Here is a 19,209-nt window from a genome sequence, read left to right as displayed (position 1 = left end):
CCGCCGACGGGAGTGGAACGGCGACCAGCAAGGTTCTTATGCGATTCCAGCCGTTTCGGCGGAATGTCTCAGATGTTACGTTCTTGTAATCTGAATGATAAGGAAGGTGTTGGCCGTTTCCTCCCCTGCAAGGGGAGGTGGCAGTCCGAAGGACTGACGGAGGGGTGATACGGCCAGTTGGGACACCCCTCCACCACTGCTTACGCGGTGGTCCCCCTCCCCTTGCAGGGGAGGAATGGTTATGGCTGAATCTCTTTCCCCTCCCAGTCGAACAGCTTGCCGCTGTCGGGCGCCTTCAGCCCGTCGATCACGTCGAGCAATTGCACCGCCGCCCGGTCGGGGGCGAACAGGCCGCCGGGGCGGACATTGCCCTGGAACGGCTTGGACAGGGCGGTGTCGACCGTGCCTGGGTGGAGCGCGACGATGATCGAGCGGTCGTTGCGGCGCTTATGTTCGACCGACAGCGTCCGGATGAACTGGTTGAGCGCCGCCTTGGACGCGCGATAGCCGTACCAGCCGCCCATGCGATTGTCGGAGATGGAGCCGACGCGGGCCGACAGAGCGGCGAACACGGTCCTGCCGGTGCGCGGCATCAGGGGAAGCAGATGCTTCGCGACCAGCGCCGGGCCGATCGCATTGACGGCGAAATTACGCGCGAGCCAGGCAGGATCGAGCTGCCCCATCGCCTTTTCGGGGCCTTGTTCGCCATCGTGAAGCAGGCCGGTCGCGACGATGACCAGATCGGGGGCGGCGCCCTGTGCGATGCGCGACGCAGCCGCGATAAGGCTGGCCTCGTCCTCCAGGTCGATATGTCCGTCACCCGTCATCGCGCGCGCAAACCGCGTGACGGCCACGCCTTCCTCTTCCAGCGCATCGGCGAGCGCCCCGCCGATGCCGCCCGAGGCCCCGATGACGACCGCCCGTTTCCATTCGCTCATCGCACGAACCTCCAGAGTGTCGGCGTGCTCGCCTCGGCATCGAACGCATAACCGTCGCTATCGAAGCCGCGCATCGCGTCGGTGTCGGTGATGCGATGCTCGACCATCCAGCGGGCCATGGCGCCGCGCGCCTTCTTGGCGTGGAAGCTGACGAAGCGGTCGCCCTCGCGAAAATCGACCGCCACGATCCGGATCGCGGACTGCAGCTTGCCCTCCACCGCATGCCAATATTCCTGGCTGGCGAGGTTCAGGATCGTGCCCGATCCCTCCGCCTCGACCTCATGGGCCAGGCGCTCGGCGATGCGGTCGCCCCACCAGTCGGTCAGCTTGCCGCCGCCCGGCGCCCAGCGCGTGCCCATTTCCAGCCGATAGGGGCGCATCGCATCGAGCGGGCGCAACAGCCCGTACAGGCCGGACAGCATCCGCAGATGATCCTGCGCGAACAGGACCGCATCGTCCTCCAGCGTTTTCGCCTCCAGCCCGGTATAGACGTCGCCGGCAAAGGCGAACAGGGCGGGGCGCTCGGGCGCGTCGGCGAAGTCGCGGAACCGTTCGGCGTTCAGCTTGGCGAGCGCGGGCGAAATGCGCATCAGCGAACCCAGCTTCTCCTCGCCCAGCCCGGACGCGGCCTTGGCGAGTGCGTCCGCCTCGGTGGCGAAATAGGGGGTGGTGGGTGCCAGGTCGGGCAGGGGGCTCTGATAGTCGAGCGTCTTGGCGGGGGAGATGACGGCGATCATGATGCCTGGCCCGCTACCCGCCGGAGCGTTCGCGTTCAATCCGCGTTCAGCGGTTGGTGGATAGGTCGGCACGGATCATCGCTTTGCTTGAACGGGACGGTCGCTGTCCCTACAAGCCCCGCCATCATCGGTCCCCTACCCGACAGACTCTGTTCTTGGAGAAATTTCGCATGAAGATCATTCCGAAGCTCGCACTTGCAGCCGTGCTGGCGACGAGTGTGAGTGGGGTCGTCCTGACCGCTCCGGCCGTGGCGCAGAAGAAGGACAAGGCGCAGGAAAATGGCGGGCTGAAGCTCAGCCCCGAGGCGCTGAAGGCCGCGCAGGCCGCCCAGCCGGTCCTGCAGCAGAAGAATTACGCCGCCGCCGATCCGCTGGTGTCGGCCGTCGAGGCCGCCGCCAAGACCGAGGACGACAAATATATCGCCGCCGCGATGCGCTACGAGCTCGAATCGGGCAAGCTCTACGCCGCGCAGCAGGCCAATCCGAACGCGCCGGTCGATGAGGCCGTGCTGGCCAAGCCGCTCGACGCGCTGATCGCCAGCCCCTCGACCCCGGCGGCGGACAAGCCGCGCTATGTCTACCGTCGTGGCGCCCTGGCCTATAACGGCAAGCAGTATCCGATCGCGCTGCAATATTTCCAGCAGGCCAAGCAGCTGGGTTACAACGATCCCAACCTGCCGATGCTGATCGTGAAGTCGAAGATCGAGACGGGCGACGTCGCGGGCGGCGTCGGCGAGCTGTCGTCGGTCATCGACCAGATGAACGCCTCGGGCCAGAAGGCGCCGGAGGATTATTACAAATACGCCATCGGCCGCGTGAACAAGGCCAAGATGGTGCCCGAGACGCTGACCTGGATGCGTAAGTGGCTGTCCGCCTATCCGACCGCGCAGAACTGGCGCAACGTGCTGGTCATCTATGGCCTGCAGCAGGGCTCGCTGGCGACGCTCGACAAGAACCAGAAGCTCGACCTGTTCCGCCTGATGCGCGCCTCCAAGTCGCTGGCCGACCAGAACGACTATATGGAATATGCGCAATATGCGACCGACAAGGGCCTGCCCGCCGAGGCGGCAACGGTCCTGAAGGAAGGCATGGCGACGGGCAAGATTCCGGCGGGCAACGCGACCGCCAAGGCGATGCTGGCCGCCGCCGAGGCCAAGAGCAAGCAGGAAGGCTCGCTCGCCCCGACCGAGGCGCGCGCCAAGTCGGCCAACGACGGCAAGCTCGCTGCCCTGACCGCCGAGGCTTATTACGGCCAGGGCAACTATGCCAAGGCCGCCGAGCTGTATCGCCTGGCGCTGCAGAAGGGCGGCGTCGACGCCAATGAGGTGAACACCCGCCTGGGCATCGCGCTGGCCGCCAGCGGCGACAAGGCGGGCGCCAAGGCTGCGTTCGACGCCGTCAAGGGCGCCCCGCGCGCCGATCTCGCGAGCTTCTGGAACACCTGGCTCCAGACCCAGGCCTGAGGAAAGAGGGCCCGCACCGGGAATGGCGCGGGCTTTTTCCTTGATTGGCAACGCGAAACCGCCAAACGAAAAGGGCCGGCCCTCCAATACGGAGAACCGGCCCTTTTTTATCGTGTCCGAAACCCGGTCAGTCGGCTTCGATCGGAATCCCCGATACCTGCTTGGCCGTGCGGATGGTCAGCGACGTCTTGACGCTGGCCACATTGGGCGCGGGCGTCAGATGGCCGGTCAGGATTTCCTGGAAGCTCTTCAGGTCCGATGCGACGATCTTCAGGATGAAGTCGATCTCGCCGTTGAGCATATGGCATTCGCGGACTTCCGGAATCCCCGCGACATGCGCCTCGAACGCGGCCAGGTCGTGCTCGGCCTGGCTGCGCAGCGACACCATCGCGAACACCGTGATCGGAAAGCCCAGCCGGGCAGCGTCCAGATCGGCATGATAGCCCCGGATCGCCCCAGCCTCTTCCAGCGCGCGGACGCGGCGCAGGCAGGGCGGGGCGGTCAATCCGACCCGTTCGGCCAGCTCGACATTGGTCATACGGCCGTCGGCCTGCAACAGCGCCAGGATTTGCCGATCAATGCGATCGAGCGCCATTACGCGATACTCCACATAAAAAGCCGAATCCCTATGCTTGGTGACGGCGGACTATAAGAAAATTACGCACTATCGCAATTCTCCCACATTGCAACGGCACCGATCAGGATATTTGCAGGTTACCAGTTGGAAGGATAAGGACGTTAGACGAAGATGATGTAGGCCGACCGGCCAAGCGCGAAGGGAGTTACGTGCGGTTCGACGACAGCCTGACGACGATTTTATCGGCCGACACCGCGACGCCCTTCGGCGCGCAGACTGCCTGGCGGCAGCTTGTCGACCTGATGAGTCGTGGCCGCGTGCTGGCGGACCCGCCGATGATCGCACGACTGACCGCATTGCGTGACAAGGTGCCGCAGGACGTGCGGATCGCCAGTGCGCGGATCCTTGGCGCCTGTCAGCCGCCCGCCGCACTGGTCGCACTCTTCGCGTCGGACGAGCTGTCGGTGGCCGCACCGGTGCTGCGGTCGGTGCGTCTGCGCGATGCGGACTGGCTGGACATGCTGCCGCGCCTGACGCCCCGGACCCGCTCGATCCTGCGGCATCGCCGGGATTTGTCGGATGTCGTCGTTCGTGGCCTGGAAAGCTTCGGGCCGGTCGATTTTGTCCTTCCGCATGTCGCCGATCCCGAAAGGACCGAGGCACCACGCCATCGGCCGGACCCTGACGAACCGGTCTTCGTCAAATCGACGCGGCCGGCCGAGGCGCTAGCGCCGGTCGTCGAAGAGGTCATGGCACTCGAACCCGAACCGGTGATCGAGGTGGAAAAGGCACCGCTGTCGATATTGCTGGACCCGCACCCCATCCAGGCGGCGACACCGTTCGTCGCGCTGGGGCAGGTCGCGCGCGGGCTGCCCTTCATGGCCGAGGCCTTGCGCCACGCCCCGCCGCCCGCTTCGCCGCCGCGCTACGAGATTGCCGATCTGGTCGCGCGGATCGACGCGTTCAACCAGCGTCGCGAGGAAGTGACCGGCGCGACGCAGAGCGATGCCGGACCGGCGCATTTCGATTTCGAAACCGATTTCCACGGCGTGATCCTGGGCGTCGAGGGCGTCGCGCGCGGGCCGCTGGTCGGCGTCAGCATCGCCGATACCGCGATGCAGGGCCTCGCTCAGTTCGACGGCGTGGCCATGGGGGCGTTTCGCCGCCGGTCGCCGTTCCGCGACGCCCGGCTGGAAATCGGCGGCACGTCGGCGGCGGCGGGCTCTTGGCGCGTTTCGGCCGCGCCATGGTTCGATCCCCTGTCCGGCGGTTTCATGGGCTATCGGGGTAGCGGTCGGCGGCCGCGTCGCGACGAGATGGCGCATCCCGCCGCGGCGACCGCCGATCCTGCGACGTCCTCGTCCGATTCGCTGCGCCAGCTGGTCCATGAACTGCGCACGCCCGCCAATGCGGTGGCCGGGTTCGCGGAACTGATCGAGAGCGAATTGCTGGGCCCTGTCGCGCCCGTCTATCGTGACCGGGCCAGCGCGATCCGGACGCTGGCCGCCGACCTGCTTGCCTCGGTCGAGGATTTAGATACGGCGGCACGGATCGAAGGGCATGTGCTGGAACTTCGCCCGACCATCGTGCCGCTCGCCCCGCTCATCGAGCGCGTCCTGGCCGAGTTGCGGCCGCTCGCCGAGCTTCGCCGTGCCGAGATACGCTTCGATCCGCCATCGTCGTCGATCGCCGCACTGGCGGACGACCGGGCGAGCGAAAGGCTGTTGACCCGGCTATTCTCGGTCCTGCTGTCCAACTGCGTGGTGGGCGAGCGCCTGTCGGCCAGTCTGGCGGTGGACCAGGGCATGGCGGCGCTGCGCGTCGACCGCCCGCTCGCCCTGACGGTGGAAACCGACGCCGCGCTGTTGAGCGAAGCGGGTGAGGAGGAGCAGCGCGACGGTGCGCCGTTGCTGGGAACCGGCTTTTCGCTGCGACTGATCGACAAGCTCGGCGCTGAAATGGGCGGCGGGCTGACCATCGGGCTGCACCGTGTCGTGCTGGCGCTGCCGATCGGCGATGATCAGCGCGCAGGGCGGATGTCGAACGGCTGAGCGTGGAGGGGCCCGTTCGTTCCTGGCGTCCCGAGCCCGCGTCCGCCGTGGAGCGGATCGACTGGCCCGCCGCTTTCGGCCAGCGCTTTCTGGTCACGGTCGATGTCGAGGAGGAATTCGACTGGTCGGCCCCGCTCGACCGGCGGCATCGCTCGACAAAGGCGATGCGGGCCTTCGGGGCCGCCCATCGGCGCTTTGCCGACGCCGGGGTCGGGCTGAACTGCATGGTCGACTATCCGGTGGCGGTCGATCCCGCCTCGGTCGACATCCTGTCCGAATGTGTCGAGGACGGGCGGTCCGAGATCGGCGCGCAGCTCCATGCCTGGGTCACGCCGCCGCATCAAGAAGTGGTCGACCCATTCACCAGCCATGCGGGCAATCTGCCACTGGCGCTGGAGACCGCCAAGCTGGATAGCTTGACCCAGGCGATCGCCACCGCCTTTGGCCAAAGCCCCCGCATCTTCCGGTCGGGGCGCTACGGCCTGGGCCCGTTCTCGCTGTCGCTTCTGGCGGAGCGAGGCTATCGGATCGACAGCTCGATGCGTGCCCTCCACGACTATGGCGATGGCGGCGGCATGAATTTCAGCGGCATCGATGCCCACGGCTTTCGCCGAGAGGGCATGGTCGAACTGCCCTTGACGAGCGTCTATACCGGCCTTTGGCGGGCGCGGGGGGCGAGCCTTTACTCTGGCGCCGGGCGCTGGCCGCGCGGACGCGGCGTGATGGCGCGGCTGGGCCTGCTCAACCGGATACCTCTGACGCCGGAGGGGGTCGGGGTCCGCGACGCGCTTGCCGGGATCGACCGGGCGGTGGCCGATGGTGTCCGGCTGCTGACCTTTTCCTTCCATTCCCCGACCCTCGAGCCGGGACATACGCCCTATGTGCGCACCGCGCAGGATCGGGAGGCGTTCGATCGCTGGTGGGACAAGGTGTTCGACCGGCTGGCTTATCACGGCGTCACCGCGACGACGATCGACGAGATTCTGGCCACCGCCGGTTGATTCAGGCGGTGGGCCGGGCCGCGACATGCACGGCCCGGCCTCGACCGTCAGCGCTTCATCGCCTCGATCAGCTTCTTGACGTCTTGGCTGCGGCCGCGCGGCAGGATCAGGATGTCGTCGCCACTCGCCACGACGATCAGGTCCTGGACGTCGACCGCCGCCACCCGCACGCGATCGGTGCGGATCAGGCAGTTCTTGGTGTCGATCGCCAGCACTTCGCCGCGATGCGCATTGCCGAACCCGTCCAGCTCGCTGATCGCGTGAAGCGCGTCCCAGCTGCCGACATCGTTCCAGCCCATGGCGACGGGGACGACCGCGACCCGCTCCGCCCGCTCCATCACCGCATAGTCGATCGAATCGGACGGGCAGGCGGCGAATTCCGTCTCGTCGGGGCTGATGCGCTTGCCGTCACGCTGGGCCGCGCGCACCGCCTTTTCGGCCGCGACCAGCATTTCGGGGGCGTGCTGGCCCAGTTCTTCGAGATAGCGGTCCGCGCGGAACAGGAAGATGCCGCCATTCCAGGCATAGTCGCCGCGGGCGAGCATCTGCTCGGCGCGCTCGAGACGAGGCTTCTCGACGAAGCGCGCCACCTGGTGAACGCCTGGCGCGATCTCACGACCGACCTGGATCCAGCCATAGCCGGTCTCGGGCTTGTCGGGCGCGATGCCGAAGGTCGCGAGCCAGCCCTGCGACACCATCGGCATCGCCGAGCGGATCGCCGCGTGGAAGGCGTCTAGGTCGGCGATGACATGGTCGGACGGCATGACCAGCAACACGTCTTCGGGCTTGGCGACCAGGGCGGCCAGCGCAATCGCGGGCGCGGTATTGCGTGCGACCGGCTCCAGGATCAGCGCCTGGGGCGGCGTGCCCGCTTCGACCAGCTGATTTTCGACGATATCGGCATGACGCTGCCCGGCGACGACGATGGGGGCCGCGAAATCATTGGAATTGGTGCGCTGCGCCGTCAGCTGCAGCATCGTTTCATCCGACGTCAGCGCCAGCAGCTGCTTGGGCATCTCGGGCTTCGACATCGGCCAGAGACGGGTGCCGGAACCGCCAGACAGGATGACCGGCACGATTTGATTATGCATGAACGCCCCTTCGTTAAGCCGCGCCGCCCGATCACTCCATCGGACGGTGGGCCGCCTATAACGCGCGATAACGCATTTCTTCACGGTTCGTTTGTCATTGTCTGCAAAAATTGGGACAAATGGTGTGAAGGGTCACGACCAGAACCTATGGGGATGTTCGTTAGGTAGATGATTCGCCTGTTCAAACATTATGTCCCCCACGCGGCATTGTTGCTCGGGCTGGTCGATTTTTTCCTCCTGATGACGGCTGCGGAGCTGGGCTGGCTGTTGCGGGCCCGGCAGGTCGGTTTTCCGGCGGGGCCCCTGCTCGATCGCCTGCCACAGGTCCTGAGTTTCGCCGTCCCGCTCCAGATCGCGCTCATGGCCGTGGGGGCCTATTCCGCCGCTTCCTTTCTGTCGCTGCGTTTCGCCGCGGCGCGGCTGATGGTCGCGATCTCGCTGGGCGTGATCTTCCTGTCGCTGATCTTCTTCTTCTTTCCCAACCTGTCCTATTGGCGTTCGAGCCTGTTCTTCTCGATGATCATCGCCGTCGTCCTGCTGGTGGTGGTGCGGGGATTGCTGGGGCGGGTGCTGGGCGGCGACCGGTTCAAGCGACGGGTCATCCTGATGGGGGCGGGCGAGCGCGCCGCGCAGATCGTGCAGTTGTCGGGAGTGCCGGGATCGAATTTCGTGGTCGCGGGCGCGATCGCGATGAACCCCGGTGAGACGGCCGTGGCCCATGCCGTTCCGCGCAGCGACATCCCCAGCCTGCGGGCCTTCGTGATTGATCGCGACGCCAGCGAGGTCGTGCTGGCCCTGCAGGAACGCCGCAACGCACTCCCCTATCAGGACCTGTTGCGGGTCCGGACGACCGGGGTCCAGGTGTCGGAACTGTCGAGCTTTCTGGAGCGCCAGACCGGCCGGATCGACCTCGCTTCGGTCAGCCACAGCTGGCTGATCTTTTCCGAGGGTTTTTCGTCCGGACGAATGTGGTCCGCGATGTTCAAGCGGGCGTTCGACATATCGGTCAGCCTGATATTGCTGGTCGTGGCCATCCCGGTCATCACGCTCACCGCAATCGCCATCCGGCTAGAATCCCACGGGCCGGCCTTTTACCGGCAGCGGCGCATCGGCCTGTTCAACGAGCCGTTCGATATCCTGAAGCTGCGTTCGATGCGCCAGGACGCCGAAGTCGCCGGACAGGCGGTCTGGGCCGAAAAGGACGATCCCCGCATCACCCGGATCGGGCGCTTCATCCGCAAGGTCCGGATCGACGAACTCCCGCAAATCTGGTCCGTCCTGATGGGCGAGATGAGCTTTGTCGGCCCGCGTCCCGAGCGGCCGCAGTTCGTCGAGCAGCTGGAACAGCGAATTCCTTTCTACGCCGAACGGCACATGGTAAAACCCGGGATCACCGGCTGGGCGCAGCTGAACTACCCTTATGGCGCTTCGATCGAGGATGCGCGGCACAAGCTGGAATATGACCTTTATTACGCCAAGAATTATTCCCCCTTCCTGGATGCCCTGATCCTGTTGCAGACGCTGCGGGTGATACTCTGGCCGTCGGGCGCACGGTGAACACCATCTCCGGACAGCGGCCGCCACCCTATAAGGGGCGGGATCGCCGTGCGTCCCAGCCCTATCCGATGATGCGACGCAAACGGCGCATCTGGTGGCGCCGTTCGATCCGGCGGCGCGCGCGGGTCGTCGCATTGCTGGCGATCCTGGCACTGGCCGTCGGCGGTCTGCTGGTCCTTGTCCATGGTGGCAAGCCGCCCGTCGACCCGGTGCTGGCGGTGCGCCGGGCGAGCGCCGCGCTGGAGGCCGGAAATTATCACGCGGCGCACGATCAGGCGATGCGGGCGGCCGATGCCGCCCCTCGATCGGCGGCGGCGCAGATGATGCTGGCCCGCACCAGCCTGTTGCTGGGGCAGGGGGTGACGGCCGAGGCGGCCCTCGACCGGGCGCTCGCCGATGGGGTGCCGATGGCGCGGACGCTGGCCGCGCGGGTCGAGGCGCGGTTGCTGCTCGGCAACCTCGCGGGCGCGCAGGATGCGGTCGACCGTATGCCGCTCGACCGCGATCCCGCGATGATGCGCATGGCGGCGTGGCTGGCGGCGGCGCAGGGCGGCGGCGGCGCGGCCCTGCGGCAGAGCCTGGAGGATCTGGTCGAACGTTATCCGAACGATGCGCGGGCCTGGACCGATCTGGGGCGCAGCCGGTTCGGGGCGGGCGATATGGACGGTGCGGCGCGCGCCGCGGCGCGTGCGGCGGCCCTGGCCCCCGCCGATCCCGATGCCCTGACCCTGCAAGGCGAGGTCGTTCGCGCCCGTTACGGCCTGATGGCTGGGCTCCCCTGGTTCCAGGCGGCGCTGAGGCGCGATCCCTATCACCATCCCGCCCTGATCCAATATGCCGCGACGCTCGGCGATCTGGGCCGCGCGACCGAGGCGCTGGCGGCGGCCCGCACGGCGCTGGTGTCGCTGCCCGGCAGTCCGGAGGCCTATTATCTGCAGGCGGTGATCGCGGCGCGGGCCGGGCGCTTTGCCCTGGCCGGGCACGCCATGCAGTTGACGGGGCGTGCCCTCTACGCCCGGCCCTCGGTCGCGCTGCTGGAAGGCGCGATCGCCTATGCCCAGCGGCGACCCCAGCCTGCGGTACGGGCCTGGAGCCGGCTGGTCACGATGCAGCCGATGAACGTGGCGGCGCGTCGTTTGCTGGCTGCGGCCCAGATCGAGGCGGGCGACCGGGCGGCGGCGTTCGCGACGCTGCGTCCGATCCTGTCGCGGGCGGATGCCGATGGCTATGCCCTTCGTCTGGCATCGCGGATACTGTCCGGACAGACGGACGGGGCTTCGCTGATCGACCGCGCGTCGAGCGGCCAGCGCGGGGACGCGGCGATCTTCCTCCCGGACCAGCCGCTGGGTGACATGGTCATCGCGGCGCAGGACGCGCCGACGGACCCCACCTATGCCCTGGGCGTGATCCGGGGACTGGCCAGCCGTGTCGACCGGGCGGCGGCCATCCGGGCGGCATTGGCGCTGGTGCGGGCGAGCCCCGGCGCGCCCGCCGCCCAGATGGCCTATGGCGACACGCTGGCGACGGCGGGCCGCGTTGCCGATGCGATCGCGCCTTATGCGCGCGCCGCCGACCTGACCTTCGACGAACCCACGATGTTGCGCCTGGTCGACAGCTATCAGCGCGCCGGGCGTACTCGGGACGCGGCGATCAGCCTGGGCCTGTACCTTTCCCAGAACCCGCAAAGCATCGTCGGCCGCCGTCTGCTCGCCCAGTGGCAGATGGCCGCCGGGCAATGGGACGATGCGATCGAGACGCTGGAGGGCCTTCGCGAGCAACTGGGGCTGCGCGACGTGGCGCTGCTCCACGACCTGACGATCGCCTATGTCCGCTCCGGTGACGATGTGGTGGCGCGGCGTTACGGCGCCGCGGCCTATGGTCTGGCGCCGATGAATGCGGCGGTGGTCGACGCCTATGGCGCCGCCCTGGCCGCCGCCGGAGAGACGGACGGCGCACGGCAGCTGTTCGACAAGGCGCTGGCGCTGGCGCCCGGCGATCTGACGATCCAGGCACACCGCGCCGCGCTCTAGCTTGGCAGGGGGCGGGGGGTGCCCTACCAGCAGGGCCATGATCGATCCTACCATCCCTGTTCTGGAACGCATCGCCGCCGCGCTCGAACGTCTCGCGCCGCCACCATCGCCATCGGCCGATCCGCTCGCGCATCCGGCCTATCTGTGGCGCGGGGGAGCGCTTCACGCCGCACGCGGGTTCGCGCCGGTGCCGCTGTCCCTGCTGCACGGCCTGGAGCGCCAGCGGGAAGCGCTGCTCGCCAATCTGTATCGGCTGGCCGATGGTCACGCGGCGCAGGACGTGCTGCTATGGGGTGCGCGGGGCACGGGCAAGTCGGCGTTGGTCAAGGCCGGTGTCGCGGCGGTCCAGGCGGATCGGCCCGGGCGGCTGGCGCTGGTGTCGGTCGAAAGCCTCGACAGCCTGCCCGAGCTGTTCGCCGCGCTGGAGGGCGTGGACCGCGCCTTTGCCGTCTTCATCGACGATCTGGGGTTCGACGGGGCGGGCGAGGCGCGCAAGCTGCGCTCGCTGCTCGACGGCGGGGCCGAGGCGCGGCCCGCCCATGTCCGGCTGCTCGTCACCGCCAATCGTCGTCACCTGCTGCCCCGCGACCTGAGCGAGCAGGACAGCGCGATCAATCCGCGCGACGTGGTCGACGATCAGCTGGCGCTGGCCGACCGTTTCGGGCTCAGCCTGGGTTTCCACACGCTCGACCAGGACGGCTATCTGGCGATCGTGCGTGGCTATGCCGAGCGTTACGACCTGCCGTTCGACGGCGACGAGGCGGTCAACTGGGCAACGCGGCGGGGCAGCCGGTCGGGGCGGGTCGCCTGGCAATATGTGGTCGATCTGGCGGGGCGGATGGGGCGTTCGCTGTAAGAATTTCGCTGACGGAATAAAAACCACTTGCGCCCGCCCAAACCGCTGGCTATTGGCGCGCCTCCAGCACGGATCGGCCTTCCCGAAAGGCTCTGAAAACCGATCCGTACTCTCTAGTCGGGGAGTAGCTCAGCCTGGTAGAGCACTGCCTTCGGGAGGCAGGGGCCGGAGGTTCGAATCCTCTCTCCCCGACCATTTTCACCATAGCATCATTCCCTTCGGGGGCACCCCAGCCGCTTCGACGGTCGTGGTCGGATTCCCGTGACATCGCACGCCAAAGAAACCGCCCCGCAAGAAACTTGCGAGGCGGCTGGTGCAAGGGCCGGTGAAGGGGTGGAAAAACCGCCCCGTCACGCCGGGTGGATCAGTGGGTGCTGTGCAGCGAGGGGCGATCCGGCGACAGGCCCGAGGGCGCCAGCTTGGTATTCAGAACCCAGCCGACATTGTCGTTTTCGTCCGCCACTTCCCACCACAGGCCGTTCTTGGTCCCGGTCGGATAGACGGTCGCGCCAGCGGGGATCGTACGGATCACCTTGCCCCCCGCCGAGGCGCTGCTGCGCAGGGCGAGATCGGCCTGCGCGGTGAAGGTCTTGGCAGGAGCCGCCTCCGCCGTTCCCGCCGCGCCGGGCGTCAGCAGGCCCAGGCCGCTGACCAGCTTGGAATAGGCCTGGATGAACGACAGCGTCACGATGCGACCGATATCGGTATTGTCATAGCCGCCGCCGACCGCACCCGCGACCGCGAAGAAGCCGCCGCCGCCCAGCGACAGGTTGTTCTTGGCGGCATAGCCATCCTCGGTCGCGATCGTCTCGGTCGTGCGGACGTTCGTCAGCGACAGGACGGTGTTCGCCTCCATCTTCTTCGACTTGATCCCGCCCAGCAGGCCGCCGACGCGGCCACCCAGCAGGCCACCGATCCCGGCGGCGGCGCCGCTGCCGCTGGCGTCGGAATTGGCGCCCTGGACCTCGGCCACCAGGACATAGTCCGCAGCCTTCACCTGTCCCTGGCCGACATTGGACCCGCGTTGCAGGCCCAGATTGCCGCCCAGCGCCCGCTCACGCTCCGCCGCATTCAGGCCGGCGCCACGGTCCACCAGGTTGAAGCAACCCGAACGCTGCACAAGGACCTTGAGCAGCTTGGACGGCGGCGCAAGGTTCCAGGCGCCCGTCACGCTGGACGTATCGCCATCGACGATCGACAGCGTTCCCAATTTGCGGGCGCAATGCGGCACGTCATTGGCCGTCGCATCTTGAAGACGCTGGCCACTGGTCGGCTTTGCAAGCTTTTGCGCGGCGGCGGGTTGGACGACGATCAGGCTGACACTCGCCATGACGGCGGCGAAGGTGAATTTGGACATTGGTACGCTCCCCAACAGACCGTATGTTCAACGGGATGCGTGCTCCCAACACGATCATCCACGTGGCTGGCGTCTAGCACTCCGGCGCAGGACAGGCTAGGCGCTGCGGAATCATGACCACGCCGCTCGACAAGATTCGCAATTTCTCCATCATCGCGCATATCGACCATGGCAAGTCGACGCTCGCCGATCGCCTGATCCAGTTCACCGGCGGCCTAACCGACCGGGAGATGAGCGAACAGGTTCTCGACAATATGGAGATCGAGAAGGAACGCGGCATCACCATCAAGGCGCAGACCGTGCGCCTGGCCTACAAGGCGCAGGACGGCGAGACCTATACGCTGAACCTGATGGACACGCCGGGCCATGTCGACTTCGCCTATGAGGTCAGCCGGTCGCTGGCGGCGTGCGAAGGTGCGCTGCTGGTCGTCGACGCCGCCCAGGGCGTCGAGGCGCAGACGCTGGCGAACGTCTATCAGTCGATCGAGCATGACCATGAGATCGTGCCCGTCATCAACAAGATCGACCTGCCCGCCGCCGAACCCGAAAAGGTTCGCGCCGAGATCGAGGATGTGATCGGCATTGATGCCTCGGGCGCGGTGCTGGCCAGCGCCAAGTCGGGCATCGGCATCGGCGACATCCTGGAAGCGATCGTCAAGAACATCCCGGCGCCCAAGGGCGATGCGGCCGCGCCGCTGAAGGCGATGCTGGTCGACAGCTGGTACGACCCCTATCTGGGCGTCGTCATCCTGGTCCGCGTGATGGAAGGCACCCTGAAAAAGGGGCAGCAGATCAAGTTCATGCAGGCGGGCACCACCCATCTGATCGACCGCGTCGGCTGTTTCCGCCCCAAGATCGAGCAGCTGACCGAGCTGGGCGTGGGCGAGATCGGCTTCATCACCGCGCAGATCAAGGACGTGGCGCAGGCGCGGGTCGGCGACACGCTGACCGACGCCAAGAAGCCGACCGAACAGGCGCTGCCGGGCTTCAAGGAAGTCCAGCCGGTCGTGTTCTGCGGCCTGTTCCCGGTCGATGCCAACGACTTCGAAAAGCTGCGCGAGTCGATCAGCAAGCTGCGGCTGAACGACGCCTCGTTCAGCTTCGAGATGGAGACGTCGGCCGCGCTCGGCTTCGGCTTCCGCTGCGGCTTCCTGGGGCTGCTCCACCTGGAGATCATCCAGGAGCGTCTGACCCGCGAATATGACCTCGACCTCATCACCACCGCGCCGTCGGTGGTGTACCAGATCGAGCTGACCCATGGTGGCGGGCAGATCGACCTGCACAACCCCGCCGACATGCCCGATCCCAACAAGATCGAGTCGATCAGCGAGCCGTGGATCGAGGCGACCATCTATGTCCCGGACGAATATCTGGGCTCGATCCTGAAGCTGTGCCAGGACCGGCGCGGCATCCAGAAGAACCTCACTTACGTCGGCGGCCGTGCGCAGGCGACCTATGAACTGCCGCTCAACGAAGTCGTGTTCGACTTCTACGATCGGCTGAAGTCGCTGTCCAAGGGCTATGCCAGCTTCGACTATCACCAGATCGGCTATCGTGAGGGCGACCTCGTCAAGATGTCGATCCTGGTCAATGAAGAGCCGGTCGACGCGCTGTCGATGATCGTCCACCGCGGCACCGCCGAAACGCGCGGGCGCGGCATGTGCGAGCGGCTGAAGGAACTGATCCCACGCCACTTGTTCAAGATCCCGATCCAGGCGGCGATCGGCGGCAAGGTGATTGCGCGCGAGACGATCAGCGCGATGCGCAAGGACGTGACCGCCAAATGCTATGGCGGCGACGCAACGCGTAAGCGCAAGCTGCTGGAAAAGCAGAAAAAGGGTAAGGCAAAGATGCGCGAGTACGGCTCGGTCAGCATCCCGCAGGAAGCGTTCATTGCGGCGCTCCGCATGGGCGACGAGGCGTAAACCCTATTCCTCCCCAAGCTCGCTTGGGGAGGGGGACCGCCGCGTAGCGGTGGTGGAGGGGCAAGGCCCACGCCCGCCAAGGCCCCTCCGTCAGGGCTTGCGCCCTGCCACCTCCCCAAGCGCGCTTGGGGAGGAATTCAGGGGAATAAAATCGTTCCTTGCGCGTTACAGCCTATCGACGCCATCAAGGCGAAAAGGGGTGCGCCAATGATGGGATTACGATTTGCCGCGCTGATCGGCGCTTTGTGTGTGGCGGTGCCGGCAATGGGGCAGGACCGCCCCCCGCTGGTCCTCGCCGCCGCCAGCCTTCAGGAATCGATGACCGCCGCCGCCGATGCCTGGGCGAAAAAGGGTCACCCCCGCCCGGTCATTTCCTTCGCGGCCTCTTCGGCCCTCGCGCGCCAGGTGCAGGCGGGCGGCAAGGCGGACCTGTTCGCCTCGGCGGATGAGGAATGGATGGACGTCCTGCAAAAGGACGGGTTGCTCGCCGACAGGACGCGGAGCGCCTTTCTGGGCAACCGGCTGGTCGTGATCGCGCCTTTGGGCAAGGGCGGGCAGGTGACGACGCGGACGCTTGGCCGGACACTGTCCGCAGGGCCGCTCGCCATGGCCGATACCGACAGCGTGCCCGCGGGCAAATATGGCAAGGCGGCGCTCGAAAAGCTGGGGGCATGGGCCATGGTCGCGCCGCATGTCGTGCGTGCCGAGAATGTCCGGGCCGCACTCGCCTTGGTAGAGCGCGGCGCGGCGCCTTACGGCATCGTCTACGCCACGGATGCGAAGGCCTCGCCGCGTGTCCATGTCGTCGGCCTCTTCCCGGCGGCCAGCCATCCCCCCATCACCTATCCGCTCGCCCGCCTGAAGGCCTCGACCAATCCGGAAGGCGAGGGATTCCGCCGGTTCCTGCTGTCGGGTGAGGGCAAGGCGATCTTCCGCCGCTATGGTTTCGCGACGCGATGACGGTATGATCCTGTCGCCGGAGGAATGGGGTGTCGTCCGGCTTTCGCTGCTGGTCGGCGGCACGGCGATGCTCGTCACCTTGCCGCTCGCGTTCGCCCTGGCCTGGGCGCTCGCGCGGGGGCGGTTTCCCGGACGGGTGTTGCTTGACGGCGTGGTTCACCTGCCGCTGGTCGTGCCGCCGGTGGTGACGGGCTGGGTCCTGCTGCTGGCCTTTGGACCGGATGGGCCGATCGGGCATTGGCTGGAGGCTTGGTTCGGGGTGAGCGTCCTCTTCCGCTGGACCGGGGCGGCGATCGCGTCGGCGGTCATGGCCTTGCCCCTTGTCGTGCGGGCGATCCGGCTGTCGATCGAGGCGGTCGATCCGCGTCTGGAGCAGGCGGCGCGCACATTGGGTGCGGGGCGGGGCCGGGTCTTTGCGACCATCACCCTGCCGCTGTGCGCGCCGGGGATCCTCGCCGGATTGGTGCTGGGGTTCGCCCGGTCGATCGGCGAGTTCGGCGCGACGATCACCTTCGTCTCCAATGTGCCCGGTGAGACCGCGACCCTGCCGCTCGCCATCTATTCCGCGCTCCAGCGACCGGGGGGCGAGGACATGGTGTGGCGGCTGGCCGCCGTGTCGGTGGTCTTGTCGCTGATCGCCCTCGTCGCATCCGAATGGCTGGCGCGCCGTATGGGGCGGGGGCTTCATGTCCTTTGACGTCGATCTTGCCGTCCGGCGGGGCGATGTCGCCATTGCTGCGCGCTTTGCCACCGGCCCGGGGGCGACCGTGTTGTTCGGTCCGTCGGGCGTCGGCAAGACCAGCATCCTGCAAATGGTCGCAGGGCTGTTGCGGCCCGATGCCGGGCATGTCCGGGTGGGTGGCGAGATGCTGTTCGATGATCGGGCCGGGATCGACCTGAAGCCCGAAAGCCGCCGCATCGGCTATGTCTTTCAGGAGCCCCGGCTCTTCCCACATATGCGGGTCGCCGCCAATCTCCGTTACGGTCGCCCGCGTGGGGGTGGGGATTGGGACGGTGTGATCGCGATGCTGGGCATCGGCCATCTCCTGGATCGCTGGCCGCGCAGCCTGTCGGGCGGCGAAGCGCGGCGCGTCGCGATCGGACGGGCGCTGCTCAGCAACCCGCGCGTGCTATTGCTTGACGAGCCGCTCTCCTCGCTCGACCGGCCGCGCCGGGGGGAGATCCTCGACGCGCTGGTCGCGGTGCGCGACCGGACCGGGGTGCCGATCCTGATGGTCACGCACGATCCCGACGAAGCCGAGCGTATCGCGACCGATATCGTCCGGCTTTAGCTCGGCGCGCCCGGCGGCGTGCACCAGAGAACGCGCTGGACGAGCCGGGGCTTGGGGCAGGGACCATCCGGCAGCGGTAGCGGCCGACCCGGACGCCACAGCTTCAGGCGGCGCAGCGTCTCCGGCATTTCGGAGTCGATGACGGCCAGGGAATTGCCATCGCCATAATGCGTCCCGCTGCGATAGCGCAGTATGGATGCATAGCGGCCATTGGACCCCATCCGGTTCACGGTGATCCAGAAGCCGAAAGGGGCATCGCTGGTCGGCACGGCGGACAGGATCGCGCCGCGCAACGGCCCCTTGTCGATATAGCGGACCTCCTGATTATTGTTGTGGCCGGTCCGCTGGCGAAAGACCGGAACGAAGCGATCGCCGGCCCGATCATAGGCCAGCGCCATGCGGCCGATGATCTGGTCTCCGTCACCGCTATAGATGCTGCCGGCCTGTACCCAGAGCAGCGGGCGGTCCGGCCTGGGCCGGATGATCCGTGCGTCGATGAGATAATGCGGCGTATCGAAATCGCTCTTCCGCTCGCCCGGTGTCGTCAGAATATCGTCGAGCGCGGGCCGGCAGGTCTTGCCGCCGTCGCGGGTGATGCACAGGTGGAGCGCGCCGGGAGCGGGGTTGCCGCCTGCATCCTCGACACCGGGGCCTTGCGCGCCGACCAGCTGCCAGCCAGCGGGCAGGCCGAAGGGGCCGGAGAGGTCGACCGGCGCCGGAGCGGCGGCGGTGGCGGATGCCGATGCGGCGACCAGCCACGCAGGACCCAGATGGTAGAAGCGACGCATCCTCTTCATTCTCGATTCCCCTCCTGAAGGTCGCGGCGCCGACCGAGGCTATGAATTCGGCGCCTCTTCGGCGATGTCGTGAAAGTCGATGGCCTGTTCCATCATCTTCATCTCGCCCTGCCATATCTCCATCCGTCGGATCATGTGGCGGTCGAAGAAGAGCCGGACCTCATAGCTGGCGGCTGCATCGCCGCCGGTCAGGATCAACGCGAAGCGGTTCGGCGTCAGGCGCGTGAGGCGGGCGCTCGCCACGTCGGACAGCAGGACGACCGCGCGGTCGGGTATCTCGACCGGCTTGCCATCCACGCTGATCGACAGGGAGTCGACCAGCGAACAGGCGGTCCGGCCGCCGCTGCATCGGGTGGCGCGGGAGGGGGCGTTTTCCGCCGCCGTGGCCAGGCGTGTGCGGATGTCCACTTGCACCGGACCTGATACGACACGGGTTTTGCCGGTCGCAACGACATGCTGGGTCGGGCTGGCGAATATAGGCGCACTGGCCAGCAACGCTGTCACGATTACGCCCTGCACTGTCCTGCCCCAAAAGATGATGCCGGATCATGATGCCGGCTATATGGTCGGGCGATGG

General features: G+C 67.1%; 17 protein-coding genes and 1 tRNA gene. 11 read left to right on the top strand and 7 right to left on the bottom strand.

Annotated features, from left to right (window positions below):
• Nucleotides 1-239 precede the first annotated feature (239 nt).
• Complete coding sequence (locus tag QZ546_RS06210; protein ID WP_294235718.1) at nt 240-938, bottom strand: SDR family NAD(P)-dependent oxidoreductase; 699 nt, start codon at nt 936-938, stop codon at nt 240-242.
• Nucleotides 935-1,675: a YaaA family protein gene (locus QZ546_RS06205; RefSeq protein ID WP_294235717.1), complete on the bottom strand. Its 741-nt coding sequence runs from the start codon at nt 1,673-1,675 to the stop codon at nt 935-937. The genes QZ546_RS06210 and QZ546_RS06205 overlap by 4 nt, the downstream gene beginning before the upstream one ends.
• A 170-nt stretch (nt 1,676-1,845) precedes the next feature.
• On the opposite strand from QZ546_RS06205, the gene QZ546_RS06200 reads away from it, so the two are divergent.
• The gene (locus tag QZ546_RS06200) at nt 1,846-3,138 is read left to right on the top strand and encodes a hypothetical protein (RefSeq protein WP_294235716.1); all 1,293 of its coding nucleotides are present in this window, start codon (nt 1,846-1,848) and stop codon (nt 3,136-3,138) included.
• Between the two features lie 127 nt (nt 3,139-3,265).
• On the opposite strand, the gene QZ546_RS06195 is transcribed toward QZ546_RS06200, so the two are convergent.
• Entirely contained in the window at nt 3,266-3,733 is a 468-nt protein-coding gene (locus tag QZ546_RS06195) for an Lrp/AsnC family transcriptional regulator (protein ID WP_042487895.1), read from the bottom strand.
• Nucleotides 3,734-3,924: 191 nt separating this feature from the next.
• Between QZ546_RS06195 and QZ546_RS06190 the strand changes: the two genes are divergently transcribed.
• Together QZ546_RS06190 and QZ546_RS06185 are read left to right on the top strand one after the other, a co-directional pair.
• Complete coding sequence (locus QZ546_RS06190) at nt 3,925-5,766, top strand: HAMP domain-containing sensor histidine kinase (protein ID WP_294235715.1); 1,842 nt, start codon at nt 3,925-3,927, stop codon at nt 5,764-5,766.
• A gap of 2 nt (nt 5,767-5,768) precedes the next feature.
• Nucleotides 5,769-6,767, top strand: coding sequence for a polysaccharide deacetylase family protein (locus tag QZ546_RS06185; protein WP_294235714.1), 999 nt, complete (start codon nt 5,769-5,771; stop codon nt 6,765-6,767).
• A gap of 47 nt (nt 6,768-6,814) precedes the next feature.
• Here the strand turns inward: QZ546_RS06185 and QZ546_RS06180 are convergent, their stop codons facing one another.
• Nucleotides 6,815-7,858: a mannose-1-phosphate guanylyltransferase/mannose-6-phosphate isomerase gene (locus QZ546_RS06180; RefSeq protein WP_294235713.1), complete on the bottom strand. Its 1,044-nt coding sequence runs from the start codon at nt 7,856-7,858 to the stop codon at nt 6,815-6,817.
• Between the two features lie 168 nt (nt 7,859-8,026).
• On the opposite strand from QZ546_RS06180, the gene QZ546_RS06175 reads away from it, so the two are divergent.
• The 4 genes from QZ546_RS06175 (at nt 8,027) to QZ546_RS06160 (ending at nt 12,496) form a co-directional block, all read left to right on the top strand.
• Nucleotides 8,027-9,415: a TIGR03013 family XrtA/PEP-CTERM system glycosyltransferase gene (locus QZ546_RS06175; protein ID WP_294235712.1), complete on the top strand. Its 1,389-nt coding sequence runs from the start codon at nt 8,027-8,029 to the stop codon at nt 9,413-9,415.
• Nucleotides 9,412-11,445 (top strand): tetratricopeptide repeat protein, encoded by a 2,034-nt coding sequence (locus QZ546_RS06170; RefSeq protein WP_294235711.1) that lies wholly within the window; start codon nt 9,412-9,414, stop codon nt 11,443-11,445. Before QZ546_RS06175 ends, QZ546_RS06170 begins: the two co-directional genes overlap by 4 nt.
• A 37-nt stretch (nt 11,446-11,482) precedes the next feature.
• Entirely contained in the window at nt 11,483-12,301 is an 819-nt protein-coding gene (locus tag QZ546_RS06165; RefSeq protein WP_294235710.1) for an ATP-binding protein, read from the top strand.
• 118 nt (nt 12,302-12,419) lie between these two features.
• Nucleotides 12,420-12,496: transfer RNA gene (locus tag QZ546_RS06160), tRNA-Pro, on the top strand.
• Nucleotides 12,497-12,665: 169 nt separating this feature from the next.
• Here the strand turns inward: QZ546_RS06160 and QZ546_RS06155 are convergent.
• Nucleotides 12,666-13,658 carry an SH3 domain-containing protein gene (locus QZ546_RS06155; protein ID WP_294235709.1) on the bottom strand — a complete coding sequence of 331 codons (993 nt, stop codon included), beginning with the start codon at nt 13,656-13,658 and terminating at the stop codon, nt 12,666-12,668.
• 113 nt (nt 13,659-13,771) lie between these two features.
• Between QZ546_RS06155 and lepA the strand changes: the two genes are divergently transcribed.
• The 4 genes from lepA (at nt 13,772) to QZ546_RS06135 (ending at nt 17,835) form a co-directional block, all read left to right on the top strand.
• On the top strand, nt 13,772-15,583 hold the full coding sequence (gene lepA / locus QZ546_RS06150) for a translation elongation factor 4 (protein ID WP_058716078.1): 1,812 nt from the start codon (nt 13,772-13,774) through the stop codon (nt 15,581-15,583).
• Nucleotides 15,584-15,793: 210 nt separating this feature from the next.
• A complete protein-coding gene (gene modA, locus QZ546_RS06145; RefSeq protein WP_294235803.1) occupies nt 15,794-16,543 on the top strand; it encodes a molybdate ABC transporter substrate-binding protein in 750 nt (249 codons plus the stop codon).
• A gap of 4 nt (nt 16,544-16,547) precedes the next feature.
• Nucleotides 16,548-17,240: a molybdate ABC transporter permease subunit gene (gene modB / locus QZ546_RS06140; protein WP_294235708.1), complete on the top strand. Its 693-nt coding sequence runs from the start codon at nt 16,548-16,550 to the stop codon at nt 17,238-17,240.
• Nucleotides 17,230-17,835: an ATP-binding cassette domain-containing protein gene (locus tag QZ546_RS06135; RefSeq protein ID WP_294235707.1), complete on the top strand. Its 606-nt coding sequence runs from the start codon at nt 17,230-17,232 to the stop codon at nt 17,833-17,835. The genes modB and QZ546_RS06135 overlap by 11 nt, the downstream gene beginning before the upstream one ends.
• On the opposite strand, the gene QZ546_RS06130 is transcribed toward QZ546_RS06135, so the two are convergent.
• Together QZ546_RS06130 and QZ546_RS06125 are read right to left on the bottom strand one after the other, a co-directional pair.
• Entirely contained in the window at nt 17,832-18,632 is an 801-nt protein-coding gene (locus tag QZ546_RS06130) for a hypothetical protein (protein WP_294235706.1), read from the bottom strand. The genes QZ546_RS06135 and QZ546_RS06130 overlap by 4 nt on opposite strands.
• Before the next feature lie 39 nt (nt 18,633-18,671).
• On the bottom strand, nt 18,672-19,136 hold the full coding sequence (locus QZ546_RS06125) for a hypothetical protein (protein WP_294235705.1): 465 nt from the start codon (nt 19,134-19,136) through the stop codon (nt 18,672-18,674).
• Nucleotides 19,137-19,209 lie beyond the last annotated feature (73 nt).

Source organism: uncultured Sphingomonas sp., from assembly GCF_913062585.1.
Lineage (GTDB): Bacteria > Pseudomonadota > Alphaproteobacteria > Sphingomonadales > Sphingomonadaceae > Sphingomonas.
This window is presented reverse-complemented; position numbering and strand designations above follow the sequence as displayed.

What these genes read in the sequence shown, in the direction of transcription:
- QZ546_RS06210 (WP_294235718.1), bottom strand. Translation starts at nt 938, where the DNA reads ATGAGCGAATGGAAACGGGCGGTCGTCATCGGGGCCTCGGGCGGCATC.
- QZ546_RS06205 (WP_294235717.1), bottom strand. Translation starts at nt 1,675, where the DNA reads ATGATCGCCGTCATCTCCCCCGCCAAGACGCTCGACTATCAGAGCCCC.
- QZ546_RS06200 (WP_294235716.1), top strand. Translation starts at nt 1,846, where the DNA reads ATGAAGATCATTCCGAAGCTCGCACTTGCAGCCGTGCTGGCGACGAGT.
- QZ546_RS06195 (WP_042487895.1), bottom strand. Translation starts at nt 3,733, where the DNA reads ATGGCGCTCGATCGCATTGATCGGCAAATCCTGGCGCTGTTGCAGGCC.
- QZ546_RS06180 (WP_294235713.1), bottom strand. Translation starts at nt 7,858, where the DNA reads ATGCATAATCAAATCGTGCCGGTCATCCTGTCTGGCGGTTCCGGCACC.
- QZ546_RS06175 (WP_294235712.1), top strand. Translation starts at nt 8,027, where the DNA reads ATGATTCGCCTGTTCAAACATTATGTCCCCCACGCGGCATTGTTGCTC.
- QZ546_RS06165 (WP_294235710.1), top strand. Translation starts at nt 11,483, where the DNA reads ATGATCGATCCTACCATCCCTGTTCTGGAACGCATCGCCGCCGCGCTC.
- QZ546_RS06155 (WP_294235709.1), bottom strand. Translation starts at nt 13,658, where the DNA reads ATGTCCAAATTCACCTTCGCCGCCGTCATGGCGAGTGTCAGCCTGATC.
- lepA (WP_058716078.1), top strand. Translation starts at nt 13,772, where the DNA reads ATGACCACGCCGCTCGACAAGATTCGCAATTTCTCCATCATCGCGCAT.
- modA (WP_294235803.1), top strand. Translation starts at nt 15,794, where the DNA reads ATGGGATTACGATTTGCCGCGCTGATCGGCGCTTTGTGTGTGGCGGTG.
- modB (WP_294235708.1), top strand. Translation starts at nt 16,548, where the DNA reads ATGATCCTGTCGCCGGAGGAATGGGGTGTCGTCCGGCTTTCGCTGCTG.
- QZ546_RS06135 (WP_294235707.1), top strand. Translation starts at nt 17,230, where the DNA reads ATGTCCTTTGACGTCGATCTTGCCGTCCGGCGGGGCGATGTCGCCATT.
- QZ546_RS06130 (WP_294235706.1), bottom strand. Translation starts at nt 18,632, where the DNA reads ATGAAGAGGATGCGTCGCTTCTACCATCTGGGTCCTGCGTGGCTGGTC.